The organism is Rhodococcus sp. H29-C3 (assembly GCF_030063405.1).
Lineage (GTDB): Bacteria > Actinomycetota > Actinomycetes > Mycobacteriales > Mycobacteriaceae > Rhodococcoides.
The window spans coordinates 1-23637 of record NZ_JASITC010000007.1 but is presented as its reverse complement, the minus strand read 5'-3'; the positions used below and the strand labels follow the sequence as shown (position 1 = coordinate 23637).

The following is a 23637-nucleotide window of genomic DNA, read 5'->3' as shown; positions in this document are numbered from 1 at the left end:
TAGGGCGCTGGCATTCGAACGGTTCCCGTAGCGGCTCATCCGTTCTACCTGTTCGGCCGCTCACTCACGAGCCCGCACCAACGGTGGCGGAACTGCAGGGCCGAGCTCGAGACATCGAGAGGTGGGCAACCGAACACGAATTCTCAGTAGCGCTACTCCCCCAACCGGCGTGAGTCACAGAATTCCTCGCCGACAACATGTTCGGGACTGCCGGCTACTACCTACTCGAGTTCACAGACGGTCAGTGCTACATCGGCGAGTCAATTGATATCGCGTCTCGTCTCAACCAGCACCTGGGCCGATTCCGCGACATCGCCACGATCCGCGTACGCCCAGAAGCAAAATCCAACGCCCAGACCTCGATTCTGGACCACAAGCGTCTTCTACGACTGCGCGAACGACGACTGATCCACCACGCTCAAGAATCGAACCTGCTGGCGCGCAATGTCAACGAGATGGCAACCTTGGTCGGCGAGAGCAAGCATCTCGACCACGTCATTCCCGACGCTGAACAGCGCCGGTGGCTTGACGCACCCGATACTGTCAACCGTGCGGACTCGACAACTCAAAAGTTCGAGCACAGCCAATTCCTCGGCGCCGCCGACAACTTTCGACGATTCGCATCCATGTCCGAATCCGTAGAAATGCTTCAACTGATCGGGCAATACCTGACCCGATGTGTCCCCTACCCCCTGCGAACCGAATACCAGTCCTGGTCGGTTAGCTGCCTCCCAACGACGAGATCTATACCGCGCCGCCTCTCGTGCGTCAGCATCGCGATGACCGAAACATTTGTCGTCAACATCGACCCGACATCCGGCACCATCGGCGGATTCATCCAAGTCAACGACGCAGAGCTCTTCTCAGCCGGCGCCGCAAGCGAGCTGGCATTCCGGCGGCGCCACCCCCACGCCACGCTGAGCGTCGCGAACTACGAAGAATCCGGTCCGGGACAAACCATCATTTTCGCCAACTCACTCGCACAGCTTCAACAACTACGGGACGACGTCGCCGTAACCCGCGCCGCCGCCACCACAGCACTAAACATCATGCGGAAGGGACAGAGCATGCACCGACGCTCCCATTGCCCGCAGCTCGTCGCTGCCGCACTCGACCTACCGGCGGCGCTGTAGCAAACCCCGGCCTGGTCACCAGACGCTGATAGCTTCGTCACGGAACGTCGTCAATATGCATCGGCCATCCACGAGATCGTACTGTCTGGGCCCATTGTCGATCCACTGTAGAGGACCCCAGATCCGAAGGGCATGCCAAAGAGAACCGAATAATGTTCAGCGCCAACAAGTGCGGAGAGCGACGATCGGCGCCGCCCGCAGACATAGACCGCAAGAGTCGTAGGATCGCCCTCCACGTCGATGCTCCCGCTCCGTTACGGCTTCCGGTGGTCAGTTGTAACGACTGACAGCGCACGAAGATATGTGATCGGCAACCACCGATAGAAATGGGACGCATCATGACGTGCAGGAACGCAACAGCATCGTGGCTCCTTGCTCCAGCCATCGCCGCGCTCGTATTGACCGGTTGCAGTAGCACCAACGGCACTCCCACAGCGGAAGGCACCACGAGTAACATTGCTTCTGCGACGCAACCGGATGATATTGCAGTTCAGATCGGGACCGCACAGGATATCACCGACAACGACGTGACCACCCGCGTCACCGTCGAAAACCTCACCTCTGCACATGGTTCGAAGTACGGACTCCCAGCCACCGGTGACCTGCAGCAGATCACAGTCACATTGGAAGGAATCCGAGGAACGACAAACGCCAATCCCCTGTACTTCACCGCCAGAGCGGCAGACGGCACCTCCTACGACACAGCCCTCGGGACCGTCGACGGCCAACTATCGACAGCAACCGTCACATCAGGCGACGTCCTCAAAGGCGTTGTCGCCTTCGACGTGACCGGACCACCGATCGCATCGATCCGCTACAACGGCGCACTTGGAGACGAATTGGCGAAGTGGGCTGGACAGGCGGCAACATCCACGTCATCGGGATCGGCCTCCGCGGCCACTGCACCCGCGCCGTCCTCCGGTTCAGTGCGAGGCGACCTCGGTCTGGCCTCGAACAGCATGTCAGTCCCACCATGCGACGGCACGGGCATCGTCGTGCTATATTCCGCAACCAACCCCGACACCTATGGGCAAGAAGTCGCCGCGCAACTCCTCGCCAACCCAGGCGCGCAGTATCTACGCACCGACAACGCCTGTGCGTCCCTTCGGCAAGCCACCAACGACGGAAATGCCATCTACGCGGTCTACCGCGTCGCCGGCACGACCGAGCCCGAGGTGTGCGACGCCGTCATGGCATCCGGCACCGACTCGTACGGCAAATGGCTCGACACCACCACGGACCCGAGTTACATCGTCCCGTGCTGAACCCGAACCACTGCTCGCACCAGCCGCGCCAACAGGATGGCTACCAGATCTGCACGAAACCGGGCCGGAGCCAACGATTTCTACCGCGATACTCAATCTGGCACGGGTCGCTGTGGACTACGCAGCTACTTGACAGCGAACTAGCCGAATCGAGTGGCTTCGTCCGCTCAGGTCCGTTCGCTCTTCCGGCGCCGTTTTCCGGCCTTCGGTGAATCCATACGGACATCAAGTTTCCCAGATCCCGATCCCTTAAGCCTTCCGTTAAACCCAGAGCACATCGTCTCCGGACAACCCGGTTCGGTTCAATCGATGGGCCCTAGGCTCGCTTCCCAGGGGTTCGCTGCCACAATAAATGGAACGGGCTTACCGGCAAAGGTCGCGTCGTTCCCGAATCCGATCCACCGAGCAGGGCGGACTCAATCCCGGTCAAGTGTTCCGAACGTTCACAGACTGCGAACCACCGCTGGGGGGACTCACCCGCCTCGATCCTGACAACATCGAGAACAAGGGACCCGGTGTCAGCATCTGCTACATCAACCGCAGCGACAATCGAAGTGGCGGAGGAATATTGAGCTGGTTCTACCGGAAACAACGCGTAGGCAACTCCGAGGAGTTCTACGTGAACTGACGTAAAACTTCCCACCCTCGGGGGTCCCGGTCCGCGCGACCGGGACCCCGAAGTGCTTTCTGACCGAATCTTTTTCTGCCCAGTAAAGCGGTCGACGCGCCTGCAATGAGCGCCTCGGACTGCCGCAGGCCGACTATTCGGCTGGAACTGCGAAGCGCTCCCTCAAGGTTGCGATGAACTCTTCGTATCCGTCCATACCGAATGTGTCCAAGGCACACATGTAGGCCTCCAGAGCGCGATGCAACGCGTCATAGGGGACCGGCTCGTAGAACCCGGCAATTGTCTTCACTGCCTCGTATTGCTGGAGCGACTCGCGCCTGGACGGTACGCCGGGAACAATCCGTTTCGGGATGGTCGGGTCCCACTTCACGCGTTCGGCCACATCGATATAGCTCTCATCGAGTCGGCGCTGCGCAATCGCACGGTCTGCCCACTCATGGACCCAAGGGTATTTGTCGAGTCCGCTTATCGCGAAAGATGCTCTGACGCAAACGGCCTTGAACTCGTCGAGCATCTCATCGTCTTGCTGCGCGAGCCAGTCGACCAGAGGCCGATCGAGGAAGGCTAACGCCTTCGCATACACCTGGTCGCTGAGTCTGCCCTCGAGCGGTCTACCACCGTAAGCCAGTTTCAGCGCCCTGGCAGCGCGGCCGAGATCTGACTCGGGGTCCACCTTGCGAGCCACACCGTTCTCGTCACGGACGTAGATCATCGACCTGTCCGGCCACAGTTCGGTGTCATTCGACGGCTCGTCGGACCACGCCCTGTCCGTCTTCTTCAGCGTTGCCACCACAGGTGGCTCGGCGAGGTCATCGCGATGTGTGGGCCAGAATTGAAGCAGGTAGTCCTCGACCGGCTCTGTCACCTCCTGCGAGGTCGCCGTGTCGCGGCCACGTGCATGTGCGCGAACAAGGTAAACGCCAGCGGGAATCTGCCCCACGCCACCCGAAGGACGCCCCTCCAGCGAACGCACTTCGATCGCGGCCGACGCGGCGATGACCGATTCTTCGACCACCTCCCATTCGTCATACTCGGCCGCAGGCTCTGCCTGCCACACCTGCACCGTCACGCGAGCTGGACCGTAGGACACGCCCGTGTACGTGGACAGAAATCCCGGACCCACCTCGATCAACGTGCCCTTCGCGCGCACGTCGAGAGTGTCCGCGTCGTCATTAGAGACAACGAATTGATCATGGTCGACCCTGACAAGCCCGGAGGTCTCCTGCACGGGTTTAACAGCTTCGGCCATGGACACGAGCCTAGCGTTCTCAGGGGTCAGCTTGATCGAAATGTGTTGACACCAGCTTCGACGCGCTGGTTGCCTGCAAGAACTGGCTACGCACACCGATTCTTCGACCAATTGTGCCCTCGGCGTGCCGCGGGTCGCGTGCAACAATCTGCCGAAAATGTTTAAATTTCGCGAAGAGGCTCACATTTCTTGATAGACAGCTACTTTCACGATCCTTGCTTGGCAACTGTACGTCTGCGAGCACATCGCGCGCCGACAAGAGTCGCGCCCACCAAGCCGTGCAGACGAGCGAGCCACCGAGGCAATGTTCTGAGGCCAACGACACTGAACCCGACCCTTTCGATGGGCACACAGCCTGCCGCGTGGGGCATCAATCTCCGATGTAACCAGTCTCTGGATTGATCATGCCGAGGAAGTCCCGGATCGACTCTTTATGCTCGTCGATCGTGCTCGGCGGGAACGTGAACGACGGGGTGTCCGCTCGGTCTCGAACGCCGCCATACGCCACACGCGGTGCAGAACTGGAAAAGCCGTACCCCTCGTTCGGCCCGGACGACCAGTCGTAATGGCAGGCGCCCGGTTCATCCCGGCTGAGCGTCACCACGAAAACCTCCCCGTCGACCGTCAACGAAAACGGCCCATCGGCTGCAATGGGTCGGCGTCCACCGGCCGGCCCGTCAAGTCCTTCGAAATCCATGATCCAAGCCTGCCACACGCACGAAAAATACAATTTACGTCGCCGTTGCGGGCAAAGGATGTGGGTCGAGCAACACTCAAATTCTTCGACGGGCTGAGTAACTTCCGTTGTGCGTCCCGGAACGTACAAATCCGACGGAGGAAGGTCACAGTCGACGAAAGCCATCCCCGCACCGAGGCGCCTTGTTCAACCGAATTGAACTTTCCGCGCCTGAAATTCGCCGTCAAAACCCGGGCTGTAAAGCGGACTTCGGTGGACCCCGGAAAACAAGTAAGGATCGAGTAGTGACATCGGGCGGCACCGAGCCCCGTTTTGACAGAAAAAAGGCGGCCCCGGATTTCTCCGGAACCGCCTTTGAACTGCATATAAACTGTCGGGCTGACAGGAATTGAACCTGCGACCCCTTGACCCCCAGTCAAGTGCGCTACCAAGCTGCGCCACAGCCCGCCGCGCCCCGTAAGGCGCTTGATGAGAGTACCTCAGCCCCGCCTCTGAGCGGAAATCGCCTGCTCAGGGGCGGGGCCCGGTGGGATCAGCGCTTGTGACCCTTGCCTGGCCGTTCGCGCTTTTCGCGGATACGGACCGAGACTCGGACGGGGCTGCCGTCGAAGTTGAACTCTTCACGGAGGCGACGTTCGATGAAGCGTCGGTATCCGGCCTCGAGGAAGCCGGTGGTGAAGAGCACGAACGTCGGTGGACGCGTCGTCGCTTGGGTTGCGAACATGATGCGCGGCATGCGGCCCCCACGCATCGGCGGCGGGGTGGCTGCCACAACTTCCTTGAGCCAGTTGTTGAGGCGTCCGGTCGGCACACGCTTGTCCCAGGACTCCAGTGCAGTCTCGAGCGCCGGAACGAGCTTCTGGACTGCGCGGCCCGTCTGAGCCGAGATGTTGACGCGCTGCGCCCACGGCACGCGAGCGAGATCGCGATCGATCTCCTTCTCGAGCATCTGGCGACGGTCGTCGTCGACGAGGTCCCACTTGTTGAATGCCAACACGAGTGCACGACCAGCGTCGGCGACCATGCTGAGCACTCGGAGGTCTTGCTCGGAGATCACCTCGGAGGCGTCGATGAGCAAAATTGCAACCTCGGCGGCCTCGATGGCCGACTTGGTACGCAGCGATGCGTAGAACTCGGCACCGCTGGCGTGACTGACACGCTTACGCAGACCTGCAGTGTCGACGAATCGCCAAGTCTTACCGCCCAATTCGACCAACGAGTCGACCGGGTCGACGGTAGTTCCGGCCACCTCGTGGACTACGGAACGCTCGTCACCGGACAGCTTGTTGATGAGTGAGGACTTGCCTACGTTCGGCTTACCGACGAGCGCGACGCGACGCGGTCCCCCACCGGGGATTCCCTCGCGAGGAGTTTCCGGCAACGCGTCGAGAACGCGATCGAGCATGTCTCCGGTGCCGCGGCCGTGAGTAGCCGAAACAGCAAGTGGCTCACCGAGACCCAATGACCAGAGGGCAGCAACTTCGGACTCGGTGCGGCCGTCGTCGACCTTGTTGGCTATCAACAGGACCGGCGTCTTCGAGCGCCGAAGCACCCGGGCGACAGCCTCGTCGGTGGTGGTGGATCCGACACGTGCATCGACGACCAGGAGGATCGCGTCAGCGGTCTTCATCGCCAGTTCTGCTTGGCGGGCAACGGATTGCTGCAGGCCCTTGGCGTCGGGTTCCCAACCGCCGGTGTCCTGCACCAGGAAACGCCGTCCGGCCCAGTTCGCCTCGTAGGAGACTCGGTCCCGCGTCACCCCCGGTACGTCCTCGACCACTGCTTCACGACGGCCGATGATGCGGTTGACGAGAGTGGACTTGCCCACGTTGGGACGTCCGACCACCGCGAGGGTAGGAACGGCGACTTGCACTTCGCCGTCCTCGCCTTCGCTGAGGTCGACCATTTCCCATTCGCCCTCGTCGCTCCAGACGCCGTCGCCGGCTGTTTCGGAGCCGTAGAATTCTTCGGTCACTGCATTGCTCCAGTTCTCTCGCTGACGACCTGGAGCAATGCGGCGACAACGCCGTCCATGTCCAGTTCGCTCGTATCCACGATCACGGAGTCTTCGGCGGGCCGCAAAGGAGATACGGCGCGGGTGGAATCAGCATGATCACGGCGTTGGACGTCGGCGAGGACTGCTTGATAGTCGTCGCCCCGTCCTTCGGTGGTGTTCTGTTTGTTTCGACGCTCGGCGCGCGCTTCGGGCGAGGCCGTCAGGAAGACCTTGACGTGTGCGTCGGTCAGCACGACTGTTCCGATGTCCCTGCCCTCCACGACGATTCGCGGTTGGGCCGAAGAGATTTCACGTTGCATCCGTACGAGAATGTCCCGTACACGTGGAACTGCGGACACAGCCGAGACCGCTTGGGTCACAGCAGCTCCGCGAATCTCGGAGGTGACATCTTCGCCGGCCAACGTCACTGCTTCGACGGCCGGATCGGTGCCGATGTCCAACGGCAGGGTCTCGACGAGGTCGGCGACCTTGTCTGCATCGGACGGATCGATACCGGCCCGCAACACCCACACCGTCGCCACGCGGTACATCGCACCGGTGTCGAGGTAGCGAGCGTCGAGCGCAGTGGCCAACTTGCGTGAGACCGTCGACTTCCCGGTTCCCGACGGCCCGTCCATCGCAATGACGAGACTGTCCATCACAGCCCGACCGACTCGTAGAGTTTGCCGATCTCTCCACGACCGAGGACCCGCAGCGTTCCCGGTCGCTGATCGCCGAGGGCAATGTTGCCGACATCGGTGCGCACGAGACGTCCGACGGGATAACCGACCTTCTCGAACATGCGTCGCACGATGTGCTTGCGCCCCTCGTGCAGGGTGACACGTACGAGCGATTTGCCTTCGTTGACGTCGAGGAGCGAGTAGCCGTCGACCTTGACGGGGCCGTCGTCGAGTACGACACCCGAACGCAACTGCTTGCCGACCTCGCGCGGGATAGTTCCATACAGCGTGGCGAGGTACGTCTTCGATACCTCGTACGACGGGTGCATCAGGCGGTGAGCAAGATCACCGTCGTTGGTGAAGAGCAGAAGGCCCTCGGTGTCGGCGTCGAGGCGTCCGACGTGGAACAGTCGCTGTCCCGCCTGAACACGTTCGGAAACGATATCGCCGACGCACGGACGCCCCAGATCGTCGGACATCGTGCACTGCCATCCACGCGGCTTGTTCATCGCGAGGTGGACGAGCTCTTCCTTGACGACGACTCGAGTGCCGTCGACGCGGACAACAGCGACGTCCGGATCGATACGGATTCCTTGCTCGGTGACGATGCGTCCGTCGACCTCGACACGGCCGTCGGCGATCAGTTCCTCGGCTGCGCGGCGTGAAGCCACGCCGGCCTGAGCCAGAACCTTCTGCAGACGAACGCCTTCACCGCGGGGCACGTGGCGCCGTTTGGTGTCGGGTTCGATGTACTGATGCTTCGCGGGCTTCGCGTTGCTGATCGTGGTCGTCGGAGTCTGCTTTTTCTGCGGCTTCGGCGGCTTGGGGCGCGAAGGCTTCTTACGAGGCACCGCATCGTTACTGCGATCGTTGATGCCTGTCTCGACAGGCGTGTCCTCGAACGCGGGATCAACGAAAGGCTTGTTCACATACGGTTTGCGCTGTTCAGCAGGCTTACGGGGCCCGGTGGGTCGCCCTGAACCGCGAGGCGAATCCTCTCGGCGCCCACTCGAGGCACCGCGTGGACCCTCGTCTCGGCGTCCCGAAGCCCCGCGTGGAGCGTCATCCCGACGTCCTGAGCCGCCGCGTGGAGCGTCGTCTCGGCGTCCCGCACCGCGGGGCGCGTCGCCGGTGCGGCGACCATCCCGAGGGCTTTCCGACCTACCTGCGGCCGGCTTCCGACGGGGATCTTGTCTTTTATTTCTGTCCGGTGTGCCATCACGGCGAGCGGGCTTGTTCACTTCTTGTTACCTATCAGTCGTCCGAGTCGAGCTCGGATACCGGATCGGGTTTCGATCCGCGGTTCTTGGTGGAGCGTAAAACTCTGGGCTCGGTGTCCATGCTGTCGCTGATCTCGTCGATCAGATCCACACCTGGCAGCAACGGTGCCAGCGGCGGCAGGTCCGTCAGCGATGCCAACCCGAGCCGTTCGAGGAACAACTCGGTGGTCGAATACATGGTGCCGTTCGTTTCCGGATCCACTCCAGCTTCCGAAATCAAGCCACGAGCGAGCAATGTGCGCATGACTCCGTCTACATTGACTCCTCGCACAGCACTGACTCGCGAGCGCGTCAAAGGTTGACGATATGCGATAACGGCCAGAGTCTCCAATGCCGCGCGTGTGAGTTTCGACCGAGCGCCATCGAGAAGTAGCCGTTCGACATACGGCGCGTAGGCCGTGCGGGTGTAGAAACGCCATCCGTCGCCCGCATAACGGAGATCGATTCCGCTGCCTCGTTCGGTCAATTTCTCGGCCATCCGCTTCACCGTCCGCTTCACCCGACGTGCATCGCACCCGACGGCCGACGCCAACTGCTCATTCGACGCGGGCGAGTCCACTACCAACAGGACGGCTTCGAGTGCGGCCTCGAGCGTCGCGTCGTCCAGCTCTTCGCCGGACTCGATGCCCGTTGACTGTTCACTCTCGGCAAGCTCTTTCTCATCCATAGTCCACCGCTGACACGAGCACTCCGTCCACCTTCTCCGTACCGGTCCAGCTCACCGACAATTCCCCCAGCGGCTCGGGCTGCTCGAATACGATGACCTGTTCACGGAACAGCTCGAGCAACGCAAGGAAACGCGCAATGATCTCGACAGGGTATTCGCAGCCCTCGATGATCTCGCCGAACGTCGCCCACTGCCCCGGGCCCTTCCCCTGAAGAAGTTTCATCACCCACGCGGCCTGCTCCGGCACCGACACCGCGTGCTGATGAATGTGATCGAGGCCGACATGCGGAATCGGCTTCGGCCGGAACGCCGTCGCCGCGATATCGGCGAAACGAACCGGGTCGACGCCGAGTAGCACTTCTGGAATCAGGTCCGCGAAACGGTCCTCCACGGACACCGACCGTGGATATCGACGCAGTGCGGCGGCTTCGAGCTCAGCGAACAGCATTGCCACCTGCTTGTACGCGCGATATTGCAGAAGGCGGGCGAACAGCAGATCACGTACTTCGAGCAAGGCGAGGTCCTCGGCATCCTCGACATCGCCGGACGGCAGCAGCCGCGCCGCCTTGAGATCGAGCAACGTGGCTGCGACGACGAGAAATTCCGTCGTCTGATCGAGGTCCATCTCTTTGCCGAGTGACTTGGTAAACGCGATGAAATCGTCCGTGACGGTGTGTAACGCGACTTCGGTGACATCGAGGCGATGCTGACTGATCAGCGTCAACAACAGATCGAACGGTCCTTCGAAGTTGAGCAACCGAACGCGAAATCGCGACGGATCCTCCCCACCTGGAACCTCGATCGGAGCTTCGCCGGGGGTGGCGGCAGACACGATCAGGGACCGGACCGGTATATCACCTCTCGGGCCAGAGCCCGATAGGCTTGGGCCCCTGCCGATTTCGGTGCCCACGTGGTGATCGGCTCGCCTGCGACGGACGTCTCGGGGAAACGCACGGTCCTGGTGATCACTGTGTCGTACACGACGTCGCCGAACACCTCGACCACCCTCGTCATCACCTCGCGCGAGTGCAGTGTGCGGGCGTCGAACATGGTGACCACGATGCCGGCGAGCTTGAGCCGTGGATTGAGCCGATCGCGAACCTTTTCGACGGTGTCGTTGAGCAACGCCAATCCGCGCAGGCTGAAGTACTCGCATTCCATGGGAATCAGAACTTCGTCGGCACACGTCAGTGCGTTGACGGTGAGCAATCCGAGCGAGGGCTGGCAGTCGATCAACACGTAGTCGTATCGATCGAGAATCGGATGCAATACCCGACCGAGCGTCTGTTCACGCCCGACCTCGGTGACCAACTGAATCTCGGCCGCCGACAGATCGATATTGCTCGGCAGCAGATCGAGATTCTCGACGCGCGTCCGCATCAGGACGTCGTCGGCGGACACCTTCGGTTCGACGAGGAGGTTGTAGACCGTGAGGTCGAGCTCGTGGTGTGCGACGCCTAGCCCTGCAGACAACGCACCCTGCGGATCCAGATCGACCAGAAGCACTCGACGACCGTAAGCAGCCAGCGAGGCACCCAGATTGATGGTCGACGTCGTCTTTCCGACGCCACCCTTCTGATTGCACATCGCGATGATCTTCGCCGGGCCGTGACTGCTCAGTGGCTGCGGTTCGGGAACCGGTCTGGTCTTGCGACCGGTGGGGCCGAGCGTGTCGACAGGGGAGATGACGTCCTTGCTCTCACGAGCGGACTCGGGCTGCCGGGTATGAAAGAGAGCTCCTTCGCTTGGTGAATGGAGCGGGGTCAGCCCGTCGGGCGTTGCCTCGTAGGACCTGTTCGAAGAAACTGTCGACGGCGAAGCGACCGGAGCCTGCTCGCCCCAGGTAGGTCCAAAACCTGACTCCGCCGCTGGCGGCTGCGGTGTCGACACGTTCCAGCGCTCCCCTGTCCGTTCGTTGATCATGCATTCGCCTCGTGCCTGAAGGCACAAAAGATGAAATACGCTCCCAAGAACGTACCGCGTGGCGCTGCGGCAGTATCGCCGGACACGCACAAACATGTCTTCACCTCGCGCGGGGATGAGCTCCTGCCCATACCTCGCGCAGCGTATTCACCGTCACAAGCGTGTAGATCTGGGTTGTGGTGACCGAGGCATGACCGAGAAGCTCCTGCACTACACGGACATCTGCCCCACCGTCGAGCAGATGCGTCGCAAACGAGTGTCTCAGGGTGTGCGGAGAGACCGGCGTGGCGATGCCTGCACGCTCGGCTGCCGTATGTAGTACCTGCCAGGCACTCTGCCGCGACAACCGACCACCACGAGCGTTGAGGAACAACGCAGGAGTCGACTTCGTCGCCAGAGCGGGTCGCCCTCGAACGAGATAAGCGTCCACAGCCTCGATAGCGGGGCGGCCTACTGGTACCAGCCGCTGCTTGTCACCTTTGCCGTGAAGCATCACCGATCGCGTGTCGGTATCCACATCGTCGACGTCGAGACCCACTGCTTCGGAAATGCGGGCACCGGTCGAGTACAACAATTCGAGGATGGCCTTGTCACGCAAACCACGAGGGGCATCCGGCCCCTCGGCGGTGGCCGATTCGAGAATCGCGATCACCTGGTCGAGGGGAAGCGACTTCGGCAGCCTACGACTCGGGGTCGGCGGCTTGACTGCGCTGGCAACGTCCGAAATCGTAAAGCCCTCTGCGGCAGCGAATTTGTGAAACCCACGAACCGCAATGAGCGTCCGTGCTGCGGAACTTGCAGCCAACGGTGGGAACTCGTCCCCACCTCGCCGCAAATACAACACGAATTCGGTCACATCCGATTCGGATACCTTGGCCAAATCATCGATGTCGTGGGCAGTGAGAAACGCCTCGTATCGCCGAAGGTCTCGGCGATACGAGGACAGAGTGTTCTTCGCCGACCCACGCTCGACCTCGAGGTGATCGAGATAGGTCGACATCTGTTCACTCAACACGGCGACTACTCGTGCGAATTCTTCCGACGCTCGAAAGTAGTCGGCAGATCCGGCCACGGAGCATCGGCGGGGCGCAGGCTTGTCGACGCTACCCGCGAGGCTGCCAGCGCCAGAATGCCCGCCACCGCACTCGCATTCACGAACTCACCGGACAGAGCCCGGCGAACAGCGTCGTCGACCGGCACGTAGGACAGCACGATGTCGGCCTCTTCGTCGTGTGCATCCGGCCGCTCGACTTCGGTCAGGTCCTCGGCGAGAAAGACTCGAACGCACTCGTCGGTGAAGCCCGGGGACGCCAAAACGTCGACGAGTACCGACCAGCGGGCCGCGGAAAGTCCTGTCTCCTCGGCGAGTTCGCGCTTCGCCGCGTCGACGGGTGGCTCACCGGTCTCGTCGAGAAGACCGGCGGGCAATTCCCACAGACGTCGCCCGATCGGATGCCGGTACTGCTCGATCATCGCGATCCGATCCTGACCGTCGAGTGCCACGACGGCTACCGCGCCGTGGTGCTCGACTACTTCACGCTCGGCCTCGCGGCCGTCCGGCATCGCGACCTGATCCAATCGCAAAGCGAGAATCGCGCCCTCGTAGACGGTTGTCGAACCGAGAGTCCGAAACTCGAACCGGCCGTCCTGCTCGCTCATCCGTTGCTTTCGGCGTTCACTTCCGGCACCGACGCTTCGGACTCGGCGTCGTCACCGTGAATATCGACCGGAAGCCGCTCGGCTGCCTTGTACTTCAACGCTGCGTTGATCAATGCCGCGAAAAGCGGGTGCGGACGCGTCGGCCTGCTCTTGTATTCCGGGTGAGCCTGCGTGCCGACGAAGAACGGATGCATCGACGTCGGAAGTTCCACGAACTCGACGAGGTGCCCGTCAGGGGAAGTTCCGCTGAAAACCAGACCGCTCTTGGAAATTTGGTCACGGTAGGTGTTGTTGACCTCGTAGCGGTGACGGTGTCGTTCGGATACCTCGGTCGACCCATATGCACCTGCCACGACCGAACCCTTCGACAAGATCGCCGGATACGCGCCCAGTCGCATAGTTCCACCTAGGTCTGCCTCACCGGCAACGGCGTCTTCCTGATCGGCCATCGTCGAGATGACAGCGAACTCGATGTCCGGTTCGAACTCCGCCGAGTTGGCGTCGGCCAGTCCGACCGAGCGTGCTGCTTCGATGACCATGCACTGCAAACCGAGACACAGTCCGAGCAGAGGCACCTTGCGGGTACGCGCAAAGCGGACAGCGCCCAGCTTGCCTTCGATGCCGCGAATACCGAATCCACCCGGAATCAGCACTGCGTCGACATCACCGAGTGCAGCTTGCGCGCCTGCTGAAGTCTCGCACTCGTCCGACGGAACCCACTTGATCTCGACCTTTGCACGATGCGCGAAACCGCCCGCACGCAACGCCTCGGTGACCGAGAGGTACGCGTCGGGAAGATCCACGTATTTGCCGACAAGGGCAACACGCACCGTCTCGCGAGGCTCGTGGACACGTTCGAGAAGACCGCCCCACACCGTCCAGTCGACGTCGCGGAACGGCAACCCGAGCTTGCGCACGACATACGCGTCGAGGCCCTCCTTGTGCAGCACCTTCGGTATGTCGTAGATCGACGGTGCGTCTGGAGTGGAAATGCAGGCCTCGACATCGACGTCACACATCAGTGCGATCTTGTTCTTCAGGCCGGGAGGAACGTCGCGATCACACCGCAGAATCAGTGCATCGGGCTGGATGCCGATGCTGCGCAGTGCTGCAACCGAGTGCTGAGTCGGCTTGGTCTTGAGCTCACCGGAAGGCGCCAGGAACGGCACCAGGGAGACGTGCAAGAAGAAGACGTTTTCGCGACCGACGTCATGACGTACCTGACGCGCCGCTTCGAGGAACGGCTGCGACTCGATGTCTCCGACAGTGCCACCGATCTCGGTGATCACCACGTCAGGCTGATGCCCCTGGAGATCAGGACCGTTCATGGCAAGGATTCGACGCTTGATTTCGTCGGTGATATGCGGAATGACCTGGACGGTGTCGCCCAAGTACTCGCCGCGACGCTCCTTAGCAATGACCGTCGAGTAGACCTGACCGGTAGTGACGTTTGCGAACCCGGACAGGTCGCGGTCGAGGAATCGCTCGTAGTGTCCGACGTCCAGATCGGTTTCGGCTCCGTCATCGGTGACGAAGACCTCGCCGTGCTGAAACGGATTCATGGTGCCCGGATCCACGTTGAGATATGGATCGAGCTTCTGCATCGTGACGCGGAGGCCACGAGCTGTCAGTAGCTGGCCCAGGCTCGAAGCCGTGAGGCCCTTGCCGAGAGACGATGCGACGCCTCCGCTGACGAAGATGTGCTTGGTGTCAGAACGCGACTGAAGGCGTGACAATGATGCTCCCGTGACGTATCTGCAGGGCGTGCTCCCACCAGTGAGCTGGCAAGAGAGGTAGTGCATAGAACATGGGCCTGCTACCCACGGGACTTCACGGTAACACCAATGTTGCCCAGAGAGCGAACGACGCGCATATTCTCAGTACCGGATCTCATCGGGCCGGTGCACCGACGGTGACCGCCGTCGCATTCGGACCGGTTCCGTAACGGCCCGCGGCTGCATCCAACTGCTCCTGCAATGCCAGCGCCGTCGTAATCCGGCCGGCTTCCCGGTCAACGTTGTCCACCGTGCTCACAGCCGCGGACAAAGCTGAGTCCGCGCGCACCACAGCTACCGGCCCGTTGCCCTCTGCTGCTCCGGAACGTCCAGCCAGCACTGCACCGGCGCCCCTAGCGTCGAGCCCGCCGGCGAAGCGCGCCACGATCGCACCACGGTTTCCGTCCCCGGTACCGGCATCACCGGCACCGGTCACGACGACCGCTAGCTGGGCGGGGGCCACTGCACCGTTGTCGTACGCAATGAAACCTCCACTGCGCAGCGTTTCGAGTGCGAGTGCAAGTTCCTCCGGGGTGGACTGAGGCTCGGCGTTCTCGGCATCGAGCAACAGAACCGAGCCCATCAAGTCGCCCGCCATGCTTCCCTGATCGACAGATCCCGTGCGCAATTGAGTCCCGGCAGGCACGACATTGGTCAGTCGAGTACGAAGATCGTCACCGCTGGCAGCGGTGACGAACGAATCCGTCAACGACACCCGGCCCGTCACAGCCGCTCCCGACGCCTCGATCGAACGAGAAACACCATCGACGTCACCCGGATCCGCGTCGGGAGTGGTGATCACCACCACGCTGCGGCCCGCCAATGCGTCGCGTACGACGCGTCCCGATACCGCCGCATCGAATCCATCAGCGGAGTTGAGCTGCTCGCCGAGCTGATTGTTGGTGCTTTGCAACGAATTCACTTCGGTCTCGAGGTCGGTCTTGTCGTCCCGGAGTCCCGACACGAGACCACTGGACAACAACCCGGACCCGAGCACCACTCCGATAGCCAATGCGATGAATATCGCTGCGATCGAAATGGCATGTTGGCGCATGGAAATCACTCCAGCAACCCCTGAACCCACGTTGCGAAGCGGTTCCACAAGTCGACTGTCCAGTCCAGGACTTCACTGCCCATGTTCGACACGACCAAAGCGACGATGACAGCAACCAGTGCGGCCAGAATCAGCAATGCAACAGCGCCACCCGATACGCGACTGCGGTACAGCGTCGCAACAGCCTTCGAGTCGACGAGCTTGGCACCCACCTTCAACCGCGTCATGAAAGCCGCCGGGTTGGTATTTCGCCGGCCACGATCGAAGAACTCGTCGAGGCTGGCCGGGCTACCGACGGTCACGATCAGCGACGCGCCATGATGGTCGGCCAGCAACAACGCCAAATCGGCAGGTGCACCAGTGGCGGGGAACGTCATAGCTCCGATACCGAGATCCTGGATCCGTTCGAGTCCGTTCGCATGCCCGTCCGAGTCCGCCGGAAGCACCACTTCAGCACCGCATTTGAGCGTCTGGGCAGTGATGTCGTCAGGATCGCCGACGATGAGGTCCGGCTTGTGCCCAGCCTTCATTGCCGTATCGGCGCCTGCGCCGACACCGATGATGATCGGCGAATACTCTTTGATGAACGGCTTGAGCGCCTTGAGGTCTTCGGCATGACCTGGTCCGTCGGCTACCACCACGACGTGACGGTCCTGCAAGTCGAGCTCGATGTCCGGGACACCGACCCCGTCTATGAGCAACGGACTTTCGGTGCGAATGAACTCGATGGTATTACCGGAGAATGCTTCGAGATGGTCGACCAATCCGGTCTTTGCCTCGATCATCCGATCGGAGATCTCGGCTTCACTCTGCTCGTCGCCTTTCGCGAGACGACGATCGCCGGTGTATACGCCCCCTTCGTTGAGGCGAATCTTGCTGCCGTCCTTGATCTTTTTGAACACCTCGGTGCCGGTGGAGTCGATCAACGTTATTCCGTTGGCGACGATCACCTCCGGGCCCAGATTCGGATAGCGACCCGAAATCGATGGCGACGCATTGACTACCGCCAAGACACCCGCAGCGACCAGAGCGTCGGCAGTAAGTCGATCAAGGTCGAGTTCGTCGAGGACGACGATGTCCCCGGGACCTACGCGTTTGAGCAGTTTCGACGTGTTGCGATCGACCCGGGCGATACCACTGATTCCGGGCAGCGAGTCCTGAGTTCGTGATAGCAGAGCCGGCATCTTCATGGCTCCCATGATGAGGGCTTCGACTCGAGCCATGAAGGAGGCGCGCCGAAACAGATACCACACTGTCCACATGGATCACACACGCACCAGCTGATCCTACGGCCGGAAGCTAGGATTCAGTCGGTTCTGGGCCATGATTCCAACCCGACGCCCTTGGAATAGGGATTTTCGGGGAAAACGTGGCAACTACGGGTCTTGTCGCATCCTGCTAGTCCGCACGCTCGGCGCGGGCAGTTGCCAACAGTTCTTCGGCATGCGCTCGACCGGTCTCGGTGTCGTCCAACCCAGCCAGCATTCGGGCCAGTTCGACAACACGCTCCGACGCAGACAGTGATTTCACTCCACTGTTGGCCGCGCCTTTACGCGAATCAGCCTTGTCCACCACGAGATGTGTGTCGGCAAACGCTGCAACCTGCGGCAAATGTGTCACCACGATCACCTGATGTGTGCGGGCCAACCTGGCGAGCCGTCGGCCTACCTCGACGGCTGCGCGGCCGCCGACTCCGGCATCGACCTCGTCGAAGACCATCGTTGCGCCCTTGTCCGATCCTGCGAGGACGACTTCCAATGCCAACATGACGCGTGAAAGCTCACCTCCAGATGCGCTCTTGCTGATCGGTAGAGCTTGCGCGCCGTCGTGTGCGGACAATTTGAACTCGACTTCGTCGACACCATTCTGACCTGCATGCAGCTCCGTACCCGCGATGTTCAGCGGTGCGTTGTCTTGCTGACCTGCAACTGCAGCGCGCAGATCGAGCTGCAGTTTCGCCTTACCCATCGCGAGACCGGCAAGCTCGACACTGACTGCCTTCGCGAGTTTTGCGGCGGCCTTGCTCCGCGCGGAGGTGAGTTTGGTTGCAGCTGCGGCCACCTCGGCAGCTGTCTCGTCCACTCGTCCCGACAGATCTGCCAACGTAGTGGCAGAGACGTCTATGTGCAGCAGTCGCTCACGCGCGTCGCTCGCCCAGGCGATGACGCCATCGACGTCGGCTGCGTATTTTCGCGTCAACCCTTTGAGCTCGGATTGGCGATTGAGCAATGTTTCCAGGGCACTCGGATCAGACGGCAAATCCGACAGATACGCAGTGAGATCCGCACCGATGTCGGTAACCACAGCCATGGCTTCGTTCAGCCGAGGAAGCAGATCGGTCAACGCAGCATCGTCAGAACCCTCGAGCTGCGTGCGTGCCTCACCGAGCAGATGGAGAGCCGACGTCGCCCCGCCCGTGTCCTCGACGGCACCGACCAGTGCGGCGCCCGCGCCCTCGGCAGATTCGCGCAGCGAGTCGAGGTCGCCGAGTCGGCGAACATCGGCCGCGATGGTCAGGTCTTCTTGTGGCTCAGGCGCCACGCCGTCGATCTCCTGGATGCCGAACTGCAATCGATCGGCCTCCTGAGCGAGCTCCCTGCTTCGCTCGGTTCGGTCGATCAATTCGGTCCGAGCAGCCAACCATGCGGTGCGGGCAGACCGGTACTTCTTCAGCGGACCGGAAACGGACTCGCCCGCAAAACGGTCGAGAGCCTCGAGTTGGCGATCGGCACGCAGCAGTCGTAGCTGATCGTTCTGGCCGTGCACAGTCAGCAACGGATCGGTGAACCCGGACAACACGGCAGCCGGAACGCTCCGCCCGCCCAGGTGCGCACGCGATCTTCCATCCGCGTTCACAGTGCGCAACGCGATGATCGATTGGTCCTCGTCGCGCTGAGCACCAGCCGACTCGAGCACCCTCTCGACCTCGTCGAGAACCTGCGCCGAGGCGGTCTCAGTACTGAACCGACCTTCTACGACGGCCCGATCGGCTCCCAGACGCACCCGCCCGGCGTCAGCACGCGCTCCGGACAACAGATGCAAACTGGTGACAACCATCGTCTTACCGGCACCGGTTTCACCGGTGAGCACGGTCAGACCCTCATGGAATTGAGCACTTGCGGCAGAAATTACACCAAGGCTGTCGATTCGAATTTCTTCGAGCATGCTCTACCTCGCCCTCCCCCGCCATCCCTTGATGGGCAATGCAAACTTCGTGACCATTCGATCGGCGAAAGGTGCCGAATCGAGTCGGACCCATTTGATCGGCTCGGCGCCCCGGATCACCTCGACGCGTCCACCTGCAGGCAGCGTCAGAGTTCGTCTGCCGTCACAGAAAACCAGAGCTTCGTGACCGCCGGCGTCCGTCTCGACGGCGATGAAAGAATTGGGACTGGTCACCAACGGCCGCGCAAACAACGCATGTGCGTTGCTGGGGACCACGAGAATCGCTTCCAGTTCCGGCCAGACAACTGGCCCGCCGGCCGAGAATGCGTACGCAGTGGAACCTGTTGGGGTGGAGATCAGGACGCCGTCACAGCCGAATGCCGACACCGGACGGTCGTCGACCTCGAGTACCACCTCGAGGACACCGAGCCGCGAGCCGTTCTCGATGCTCGCTTCGTTCAGTGCCCATCCTCGTTCGACGACCTGATCGCCGACGCGAATGTTGATATCGAGAGTCATCCGATTCTCGATTCGATAGTCCCCGCTCACGACGCGAGCCAGCGCATCCTCGAGATGGTCCGCCTCTGCCTCGGCGAGAAACCCGATACGCCCGAGGTTGATCCCGAGAACGGCGATGGACGCCGCACGAGCGAGCTCGGCTGCACGGAGAAACGTCCCGTCGCCTCCGAGCACCAGCACCAATTCACAACCCAGTGCCGCATCGGGGCCGAATTCGACTACTTGTAGCTCGAACTCCTCCACCAGTGCAACCTCGGCTTCACGTACCCCGGAAGCCTCGGTGCGCGTCGAATGCACCTCGTCGACGAGTACCCGCAATCGAATACCAGCTTCGCCGAACACCTTCGCGACTCGAAGCGCCGTCTCGGCGATATCGGGCCTTCCCGGGTGGGCAACCAGCAATACCTCGCGAACCGGTGCAGGCTGCACTGTCGAATCTGGCGTCGTCACCGTGGTCCCTCTGTTGTCGTGGGCCTGTGCCGAGGTTCGCTGGCGTCGCTTCGCACTCTCACTGTGGCCCTTCTTCGACTGCGCGCTGCACCAGCGCTGCAGTGTCATCGCGCACTGACTCGCTCGGGTACACGACAGACTGCGATCGTAACCACAAAAAATACTCGACGTTGCCAGACGGCCCCGGAAGCGGACTTGCCGTAACTCCTTGCAAGCGAAGACCCAGCGCAGCCGCCGCTTCCGCGACCTCGACCACGGTCTCGGCGCGCAGTGCAGGATCGCGAACGACCCCTCCCGATCCGACACGGTCCTTGCCGACTTCGAATTGAGGTTTCACCATCAACGCGAGATCGGTTTCCGGGCCGGCGCAGGCTACGAATGCCGGTAGAACCAGCTTGAGCGAAATGAACGAAAGGTCGGCCACGATGACCTCGACCGCACCACTGATCGTCTCGGCGTCGATGGAACGTACGTTGGTTCGATCGACTACATGGACACGTTCGTCGGACTGCAACCGCCACACGAGCTGGCCGTATCCGACGTCCACCGCGACGACCTCGCGCGCGCCCCGACTCAACAGGACATCGGTGAACCCGCCCGTGGATGCGCCGGCGTCGAGACAGCGTTTTCCTGCGACGGAAAATCCTGACTGTTCGAACACATCGAGCGCACCCAGCAACTTGTGGGCACCACGCGAGGCCCAACTCGTTTCGTTGTCCTCGACGGTGACGAGCAATGGTGTGCCCGGCTCGATTGCCGTCGCCGGTTTGGTAGCAACGGTGCCGGCGATCTTGACCCGACCGGCATCGATGAGATCGACTGCATGTTCACGTGAGCGAGCCAATCCTCGACGTACGAGTTCGGCATCGACGCGTGCGCGCCGAGCCACGTCAGCTCTTGTCCACTGCAGACAGTGCCTGAACCAGAACTTCGTGTGCGTGGTCCAGAATCTGCGCATGCGTATTCAAGTCGCCGGATATCGCGTCCGGCGACGGCAGTCGAGCCAGCAACTCGTCGACCTCTGCTTCGACGACGCTGGGATCGACAGCGGGCATATCGGCTCGACTGTCGTGCTGACGGTGTTGCCCGGGGAGTGGAATCGACGCGCTCATCGCCGTCAACGCTATCGGATCGCCTCGACACTCGCCCGCCCGCCTGCACGCCCCAACACTCGCCGCACGCATCGAGAACGAAGGATCAGGCAGCCAGTCGCTCTCGAAGGCCGTCCACCCCGTCACCGACGACCGAGATCGTGTCCCAGTTCGTCGTTCCTTCACTCGGCGATCCCCACACAGCGTGCGCGGCGGCCAGAAGACCGTCCAGCGCATCAACTTCCGACGTGCCATCGTGGGTCACCGTCAGAACCGCGTGTTCGACGTGTACCGACCAGCCTGGTTTAGGACCAACCGCGGATTCACCTGGCGGCTTGTTAAGAGCTTCCAAGTCGAATCCGATGTATGTCGGACGCTCCGACGGAACGGCACGAAGAACGTCCAGGACAGTGCTGACCCCGGTCAGCACGAGCAACGAAGGTATGTCCGCTGCATTGGCGCCGGCGATGTCGGTATCGAGGCGATCCCCCACCACAAGGGGACGCTCCGCGGAACTCAAACGAATCGCATCGTGCATTATCGGGGCAGCAGGCTTGCCGGCGACCAGAGGCTCGGCACTTGTCGCCCAACGAACTGCGGCAACCATCGATCCGTTCCCCGGAGCCAAGCCCCGTTCGGTCGGCAGGGTCGCGTCGACGTTGGTAGCCACCCACAGTGCGCCCGCACGTATAGCGAACGTCGCCTCGGCCAGGCTGGACCAATCGGTCGCCACGCTGTGACCCTGGACTACAGCACGTACCGAAGCATCAGCAGTTCGGACAGGTACCAGACCGACCTGTGTGATCTCTGCTTCGAGCGCAGCCGTCCCGACCACAACCACCGAGGAGCCGGGCTCAACTCGATCGGCCAGCATTCTGGCCGCCACTTGAGCGCTGGTCACCACGAAATCCTCAGAGGTCTCGAAGCCCAATTCACGGAGATGAACAGCGACGTCGGACGGTGAGCGGCTTGCATTGTTGGTGACGAAGAACTGCTTTTCCATACCTCGACCAAGGGCCTCGACAGCTCCCACGATGGGGTGCTTACCTTGGTAGACGGTGCCATCGAGATCGAGCAGAAGAACGTCGTGATCTTGTCGGAGGGTCGTCACTGCCCATCGCCGGACAACTCGGCCACCCGCTCTTCTGCATCGGTATCGCCGTCTACGTCGGCGGCCGCCGCATTCAGGAACCACGTGACACCTTCGCCGACACGACCCGCAGCGACCAAGGCGTCGGCGTAAACGTAAAACAGACGAGCTGCTGCTGTTCCCGACCGAGAAGCATCGAGGTCCGGAGTCTGTAGCGTGACGACAGCCTGGTCGAACTGACTCAAATCCATCCGTGCACCGGCCACGACGATCCGAAGCTCCGACGCCTCGTCACCTGTCAACTGACGTGCTTCATCACTACGACCGAGTTCGATGGCGCGTTCGGGCCGCCCCAGGCCACGTTCACAATCGGCCATGACAGCCACATGCCCTGGTCCGCCGGCCATGCGTCGAGCGGCACGCAGCTCCGAAAGGGCCTCGGCCCATTCGCCGGCGTGATAAGCCGTCAGACCGGCTGTTTCGCGCACAACTGCTACACGGCCTGCACGCTGCCGAGCCGCGCGAGCGTGAAGAAGTGCAAGTTGCGGATCGTCGTCTACGAGGCGACTCGCCATCACCAGGTGCCGTGCGACAGCGGTTGCGTTGCTCTTGTCCAAGCTGAGGAGATCTCGACGAACCGTCGGTTCCAACTGTCCGGCCTCGACCTCGTCAGGTAGGTCCGGCTCTTCTGGTCGAGGCGGACGACGGTCGGTAGAGCCACCACCGGAACGGCGATCAGCGGTGAATCCGCCCTCGCCTCCTCGACGACGCGGGGGGCCATCGTTCCGACGGTTGTCGTTGCGGCCGCTCGCCGGTCGTCCGCTGCTATCGGATCGTCCGGCGCCTTGGGATCCGCCATTGCGGGGCTGTCCTTGCGAGCGGCGGTCGTTGCTGTCTTCCGGCACAGCGGTTCCTCTCGGTCGTACACGTTTCATCATGAAATCAGATGTAGTTGTAAAAACAAAAAAAGGGGACCCACCGTGGGTGGGTCCCCTTGATCATAAGCTGTGTTCGGCGGTGTCCTACTCTCCCACACCCTGTCGAGTGCAGTACCATCGGCGCTGGAGGGCTTAGCTTCCGGGTTCGGAATGGGACCGGGCGTTTCCCCTCCGCTATGGCCGCCGTAACTCCATGAAACAGTTACACACGGAACACAACGGACCAATCACACACACATGGCGGTGATGGTGTTGGTTCATTCAATTTTGTAATACTGAAACGTGTGCTGTTTCAGATATCGCACAGTGGACGCGTAGCTTCTTTGTGGTAAGTCCTCGGCCTATTAGTACCAGTCACCTGCATCGGTTACCCAACTT

22 protein-coding genes, 1 tRNA gene and 1 rRNA gene are annotated in these 23637 nt (G+C 61.7%); 2 read left to right on the top strand and 22 right to left on the bottom strand.

The window, feature by feature from the left end:
• Positions 1 to 197 precede the first annotated feature (197 nt).
• The gene (locus QMK32_RS16540) at positions 198 to 1133 is read left to right on the top strand and encodes a GIY-YIG nuclease family protein (RefSeq protein WP_283476183.1); all 936 of its coding nucleotides are present in this window, start codon (positions 198 to 200) and stop codon (positions 1131 to 1133) included.
• Between the two features lie 338 nt (positions 1134 to 1471).
• Positions 1472 to 2398, top strand: a complete 927-nt coding sequence (locus tag QMK32_RS16535; RefSeq protein ID WP_283476182.1) for a DUF1942 domain-containing protein — start codon at positions 1472 to 1474, stop codon at positions 2396 to 2398.
• Between the two features lie 761 nt (positions 2399 to 3159).
• On the opposite strand, the gene QMK32_RS16530 is transcribed toward QMK32_RS16535, so the two are convergent.
• The 22 genes from QMK32_RS16530 to rrf form a co-directional block, all read right to left on the bottom strand.
• Positions 3160 to 4275, bottom strand: coding sequence for a hypothetical protein (locus QMK32_RS16530; protein WP_283476181.1), 1116 nt, complete (start codon positions 4273 to 4275; stop codon positions 3160 to 3162).
• A 370-nt stretch (positions 4276 to 4645) separates the two neighbouring features.
• Positions 4646 to 4972, bottom strand: coding sequence for a hypothetical protein (locus tag QMK32_RS16525; RefSeq protein ID WP_283476180.1), 327 nt, complete (start codon positions 4970 to 4972; stop codon positions 4646 to 4648).
• A gap of 373 nt (positions 4973 to 5345) precedes the next feature.
• A tRNA-Pro gene (locus tag QMK32_RS16520) sits at positions 5346 to 5419 on the bottom strand.
• Positions 5420 to 5504: 85 nt separating this feature from the next.
• The gene (der, locus tag QMK32_RS16515) at positions 5505 to 6947 is read right to left on the bottom strand and encodes a ribosome biogenesis GTPase Der (protein ID WP_283476179.1); all 1443 of its coding nucleotides are present in this window, start codon (positions 6945 to 6947) and stop codon (positions 5505 to 5507) included.
• Positions 6944 to 7627 (bottom strand): (d)CMP kinase, encoded by a 684-nt coding sequence (gene cmk, locus QMK32_RS16510; protein ID WP_283476415.1) that lies wholly within the window; start codon positions 7625 to 7627, stop codon positions 6944 to 6946. Before cmk ends, der begins: the two co-directional genes overlap by 4 nt.
• On the bottom strand, positions 7627 to 8577 hold the full coding sequence (locus QMK32_RS16505; protein ID WP_502943651.1) for a pseudouridine synthase: 951 nt from the start codon (positions 8575 to 8577) through the stop codon (positions 7627 to 7629). The genes cmk and QMK32_RS16505 overlap by 1 nt, the downstream gene beginning before the upstream one ends.
• Entirely contained in the window at positions 8574 to 8867 is a 294-nt protein-coding gene (locus QMK32_RS25390; RefSeq protein ID WP_502943650.1) for a hypothetical protein, read from the bottom strand. Before QMK32_RS25390 ends, QMK32_RS16505 begins: the two co-directional genes overlap by 4 nt.
• Positions 8868 to 8902: 35 nt before the next feature.
• A complete protein-coding gene (scpB, locus tag QMK32_RS16500; RefSeq protein ID WP_283476176.1) occupies positions 8903 to 9595 on the bottom strand; it encodes an SMC-Scp complex subunit ScpB in 693 nt (230 codons plus the stop codon).
• A complete protein-coding gene (locus QMK32_RS16495; protein ID WP_502943667.1) occupies positions 9588 to 10433 on the bottom strand; it encodes a segregation and condensation protein A in 846 nt (281 codons plus the stop codon). The genes scpB and QMK32_RS16495 overlap by 8 nt, the downstream gene beginning before the upstream one ends.
• Positions 10430 to 11518 carry a ParA family protein gene (locus QMK32_RS16490; RefSeq protein ID WP_283476175.1) on the bottom strand — a complete coding sequence of 363 codons (1089 nt, stop codon included), beginning with the start codon at positions 11516 to 11518 and terminating at the stop codon, positions 10430 to 10432. Before QMK32_RS16490 ends, QMK32_RS16495 begins: the two co-directional genes overlap by 4 nt.
• 100 nt (positions 11519 to 11618) lie before the next feature.
• Positions 11619 to 12518 carry a site-specific tyrosine recombinase XerD gene (gene xerD / locus QMK32_RS16485; protein ID WP_283476174.1) on the bottom strand — a complete coding sequence of 300 codons (900 nt, stop codon included), beginning with the start codon at positions 12516 to 12518 and terminating at the stop codon, positions 11619 to 11621.
• Between the two features lie 20 nt (positions 12519 to 12538).
• The gene (locus QMK32_RS16480; protein ID WP_283476172.1) at positions 12539 to 13177 is read right to left on the bottom strand and encodes an NUDIX domain-containing protein; all 639 of its coding nucleotides are present in this window, start codon (positions 13175 to 13177) and stop codon (positions 12539 to 12541) included.
• Entirely contained in the window at positions 13174 to 14913 is a 1740-nt protein-coding gene (pyrG, locus tag QMK32_RS16475; RefSeq protein ID WP_283476170.1) for a CTP synthase, read from the bottom strand. Before pyrG ends, QMK32_RS16480 begins: the two co-directional genes overlap by 4 nt.
• Positions 14914 to 15067: 154 nt before the next feature.
• Positions 15068 to 16015: a copper transporter gene (locus tag QMK32_RS16470; protein ID WP_283476168.1), complete on the bottom strand. Its 948-nt coding sequence runs from the start codon at positions 16013 to 16015 to the stop codon at positions 15068 to 15070.
• Positions 16012 to 17196: a putative cytokinetic ring protein SteA gene (steA, locus tag QMK32_RS16465; protein ID WP_269306792.1), complete on the bottom strand. Its 1185-nt coding sequence runs from the start codon at positions 17194 to 17196 to the stop codon at positions 16012 to 16014. The genes QMK32_RS16470 and steA overlap by 4 nt, the downstream gene beginning before the upstream one ends.
• Positions 17197 to 17404: 208 nt before the next feature.
• A complete protein-coding gene (recN, locus tag QMK32_RS16460) occupies positions 17405 to 19171 on the bottom strand; it encodes a DNA repair protein RecN (RefSeq protein WP_283476167.1) in 1767 nt (588 codons plus the stop codon).
• A 3-nt stretch (positions 19172 to 19174) separates the two neighbouring features.
• Positions 19175 to 20119: an NAD kinase gene (locus QMK32_RS16455; RefSeq protein ID WP_283476412.1), complete on the bottom strand. Its 945-nt coding sequence runs from the start codon at positions 20117 to 20119 to the stop codon at positions 19175 to 19177.
• A 79-nt stretch (positions 20120 to 20198) separates the two neighbouring features.
• Entirely contained in the window at positions 20199 to 21029 is an 831-nt protein-coding gene (locus QMK32_RS16450; RefSeq protein WP_283476165.1) for a TlyA family RNA methyltransferase, read from the bottom strand.
• Position 21030: 1 nt separating this feature from the next.
• On the bottom strand, positions 21031 to 21252 hold the full coding sequence (locus QMK32_RS16445; protein WP_283476164.1) for a hypothetical protein: 222 nt from the start codon (positions 21250 to 21252) through the stop codon (positions 21031 to 21033).
• A gap of 85 nt (positions 21253 to 21337) precedes the next feature.
• Entirely contained in the window at positions 21338 to 22342 is a 1005-nt protein-coding gene (locus QMK32_RS16440; protein ID WP_283476162.1) for an HAD-IIA family hydrolase, read from the bottom strand.
• Positions 22339 to 23259 (bottom strand): hypothetical protein, encoded by a 921-nt coding sequence (locus tag QMK32_RS16435; protein WP_502943649.1) that lies wholly within the window; start codon positions 23257 to 23259, stop codon positions 22339 to 22341. The genes QMK32_RS16440 and QMK32_RS16435 overlap by 4 nt, the downstream gene beginning before the upstream one ends.
• A gap of 71 nt (positions 23260 to 23330) precedes the next feature.
• Positions 23331 to 23447 (bottom strand): 5S ribosomal RNA (rrf, locus tag QMK32_RS16430).
• Positions 23448 to 23637: the final 190 nt, after the last annotated feature.

Excerpts from the sequence above, each read along its gene's own strand:
- cmk (WP_283476415.1), bottom strand. The coding sequence starts at position 7,627 with ATGGACAGTCTCGTCATTGCGATGGACGGGCCGTCGGGAACCGGGAAG.
- steA (WP_269306792.1), bottom strand. The coding sequence starts at position 17,196 with ATGAAGATGCCGGCTCTGCTATCACGAACTCAGGACTCGCTGCCCGGA.
- QMK32_RS16530 (WP_283476181.1), bottom strand. The coding sequence starts at position 4,275 with ATGGCCGAAGCTGTTAAACCCGTGCAGGAGACCTCCGGGCTTGTCAGG.
- QMK32_RS16540 (WP_283476183.1), top strand. The coding sequence starts at position 198 with ATGTTCGGGACTGCCGGCTACTACCTACTCGAGTTCACAGACGGTCAG.
- QMK32_RS16490 (WP_283476175.1), bottom strand. The coding sequence starts at position 11,518 with ATGATCAACGAACGGACAGGGGAGCGCTGGAACGTGTCGACACCGCAG.
- QMK32_RS16535 (WP_283476182.1), top strand. The coding sequence starts at position 1,472 with ATGACGTGCAGGAACGCAACAGCATCGTGGCTCCTTGCTCCAGCCATC.
- QMK32_RS25390 (WP_502943650.1), bottom strand. The coding sequence starts at position 8,867 with ATGGCACACCGGACAGAAATAAAAGACAAGATCCCCGTCGGAAGCCGG.
- xerD (WP_283476174.1), bottom strand. The coding sequence starts at position 12,518 with ATGTCGACCTATCTCGATCACCTCGAGGTCGAGCGTGGGTCGGCGAAG.
- scpB (WP_283476176.1), bottom strand. The coding sequence starts at position 9,595 with ATGGATGAGAAAGAGCTTGCCGAGAGTGAACAGTCAACGGGCATCGAG.
- QMK32_RS16435 (WP_502943649.1), bottom strand. The coding sequence starts at position 23,259 with ATGATGAAACGTGTACGACCGAGAGGAACCGCTGTGCCGGAAGACAGC.
- QMK32_RS16445 (WP_283476164.1), bottom strand. The coding sequence starts at position 21,252 with ATGAGCGCGTCGATTCCACTCCCCGGGCAACACCGTCAGCACGACAGT.
- QMK32_RS16480 (WP_283476172.1), bottom strand. The coding sequence starts at position 13,177 with ATGAGCGAGCAGGACGGCCGGTTCGAGTTTCGGACTCTCGGTTCGACA.
- recN (WP_283476167.1), bottom strand. The coding sequence starts at position 19,171 with ATGCTCGAAGAAATTCGAATCGACAGCCTTGGTGTAATTTCTGCCGCA.
- QMK32_RS16525 (WP_283476180.1), bottom strand. The coding sequence starts at position 4,972 with ATGGATTTCGAAGGACTTGACGGGCCGGCCGGTGGACGCCGACCCATT.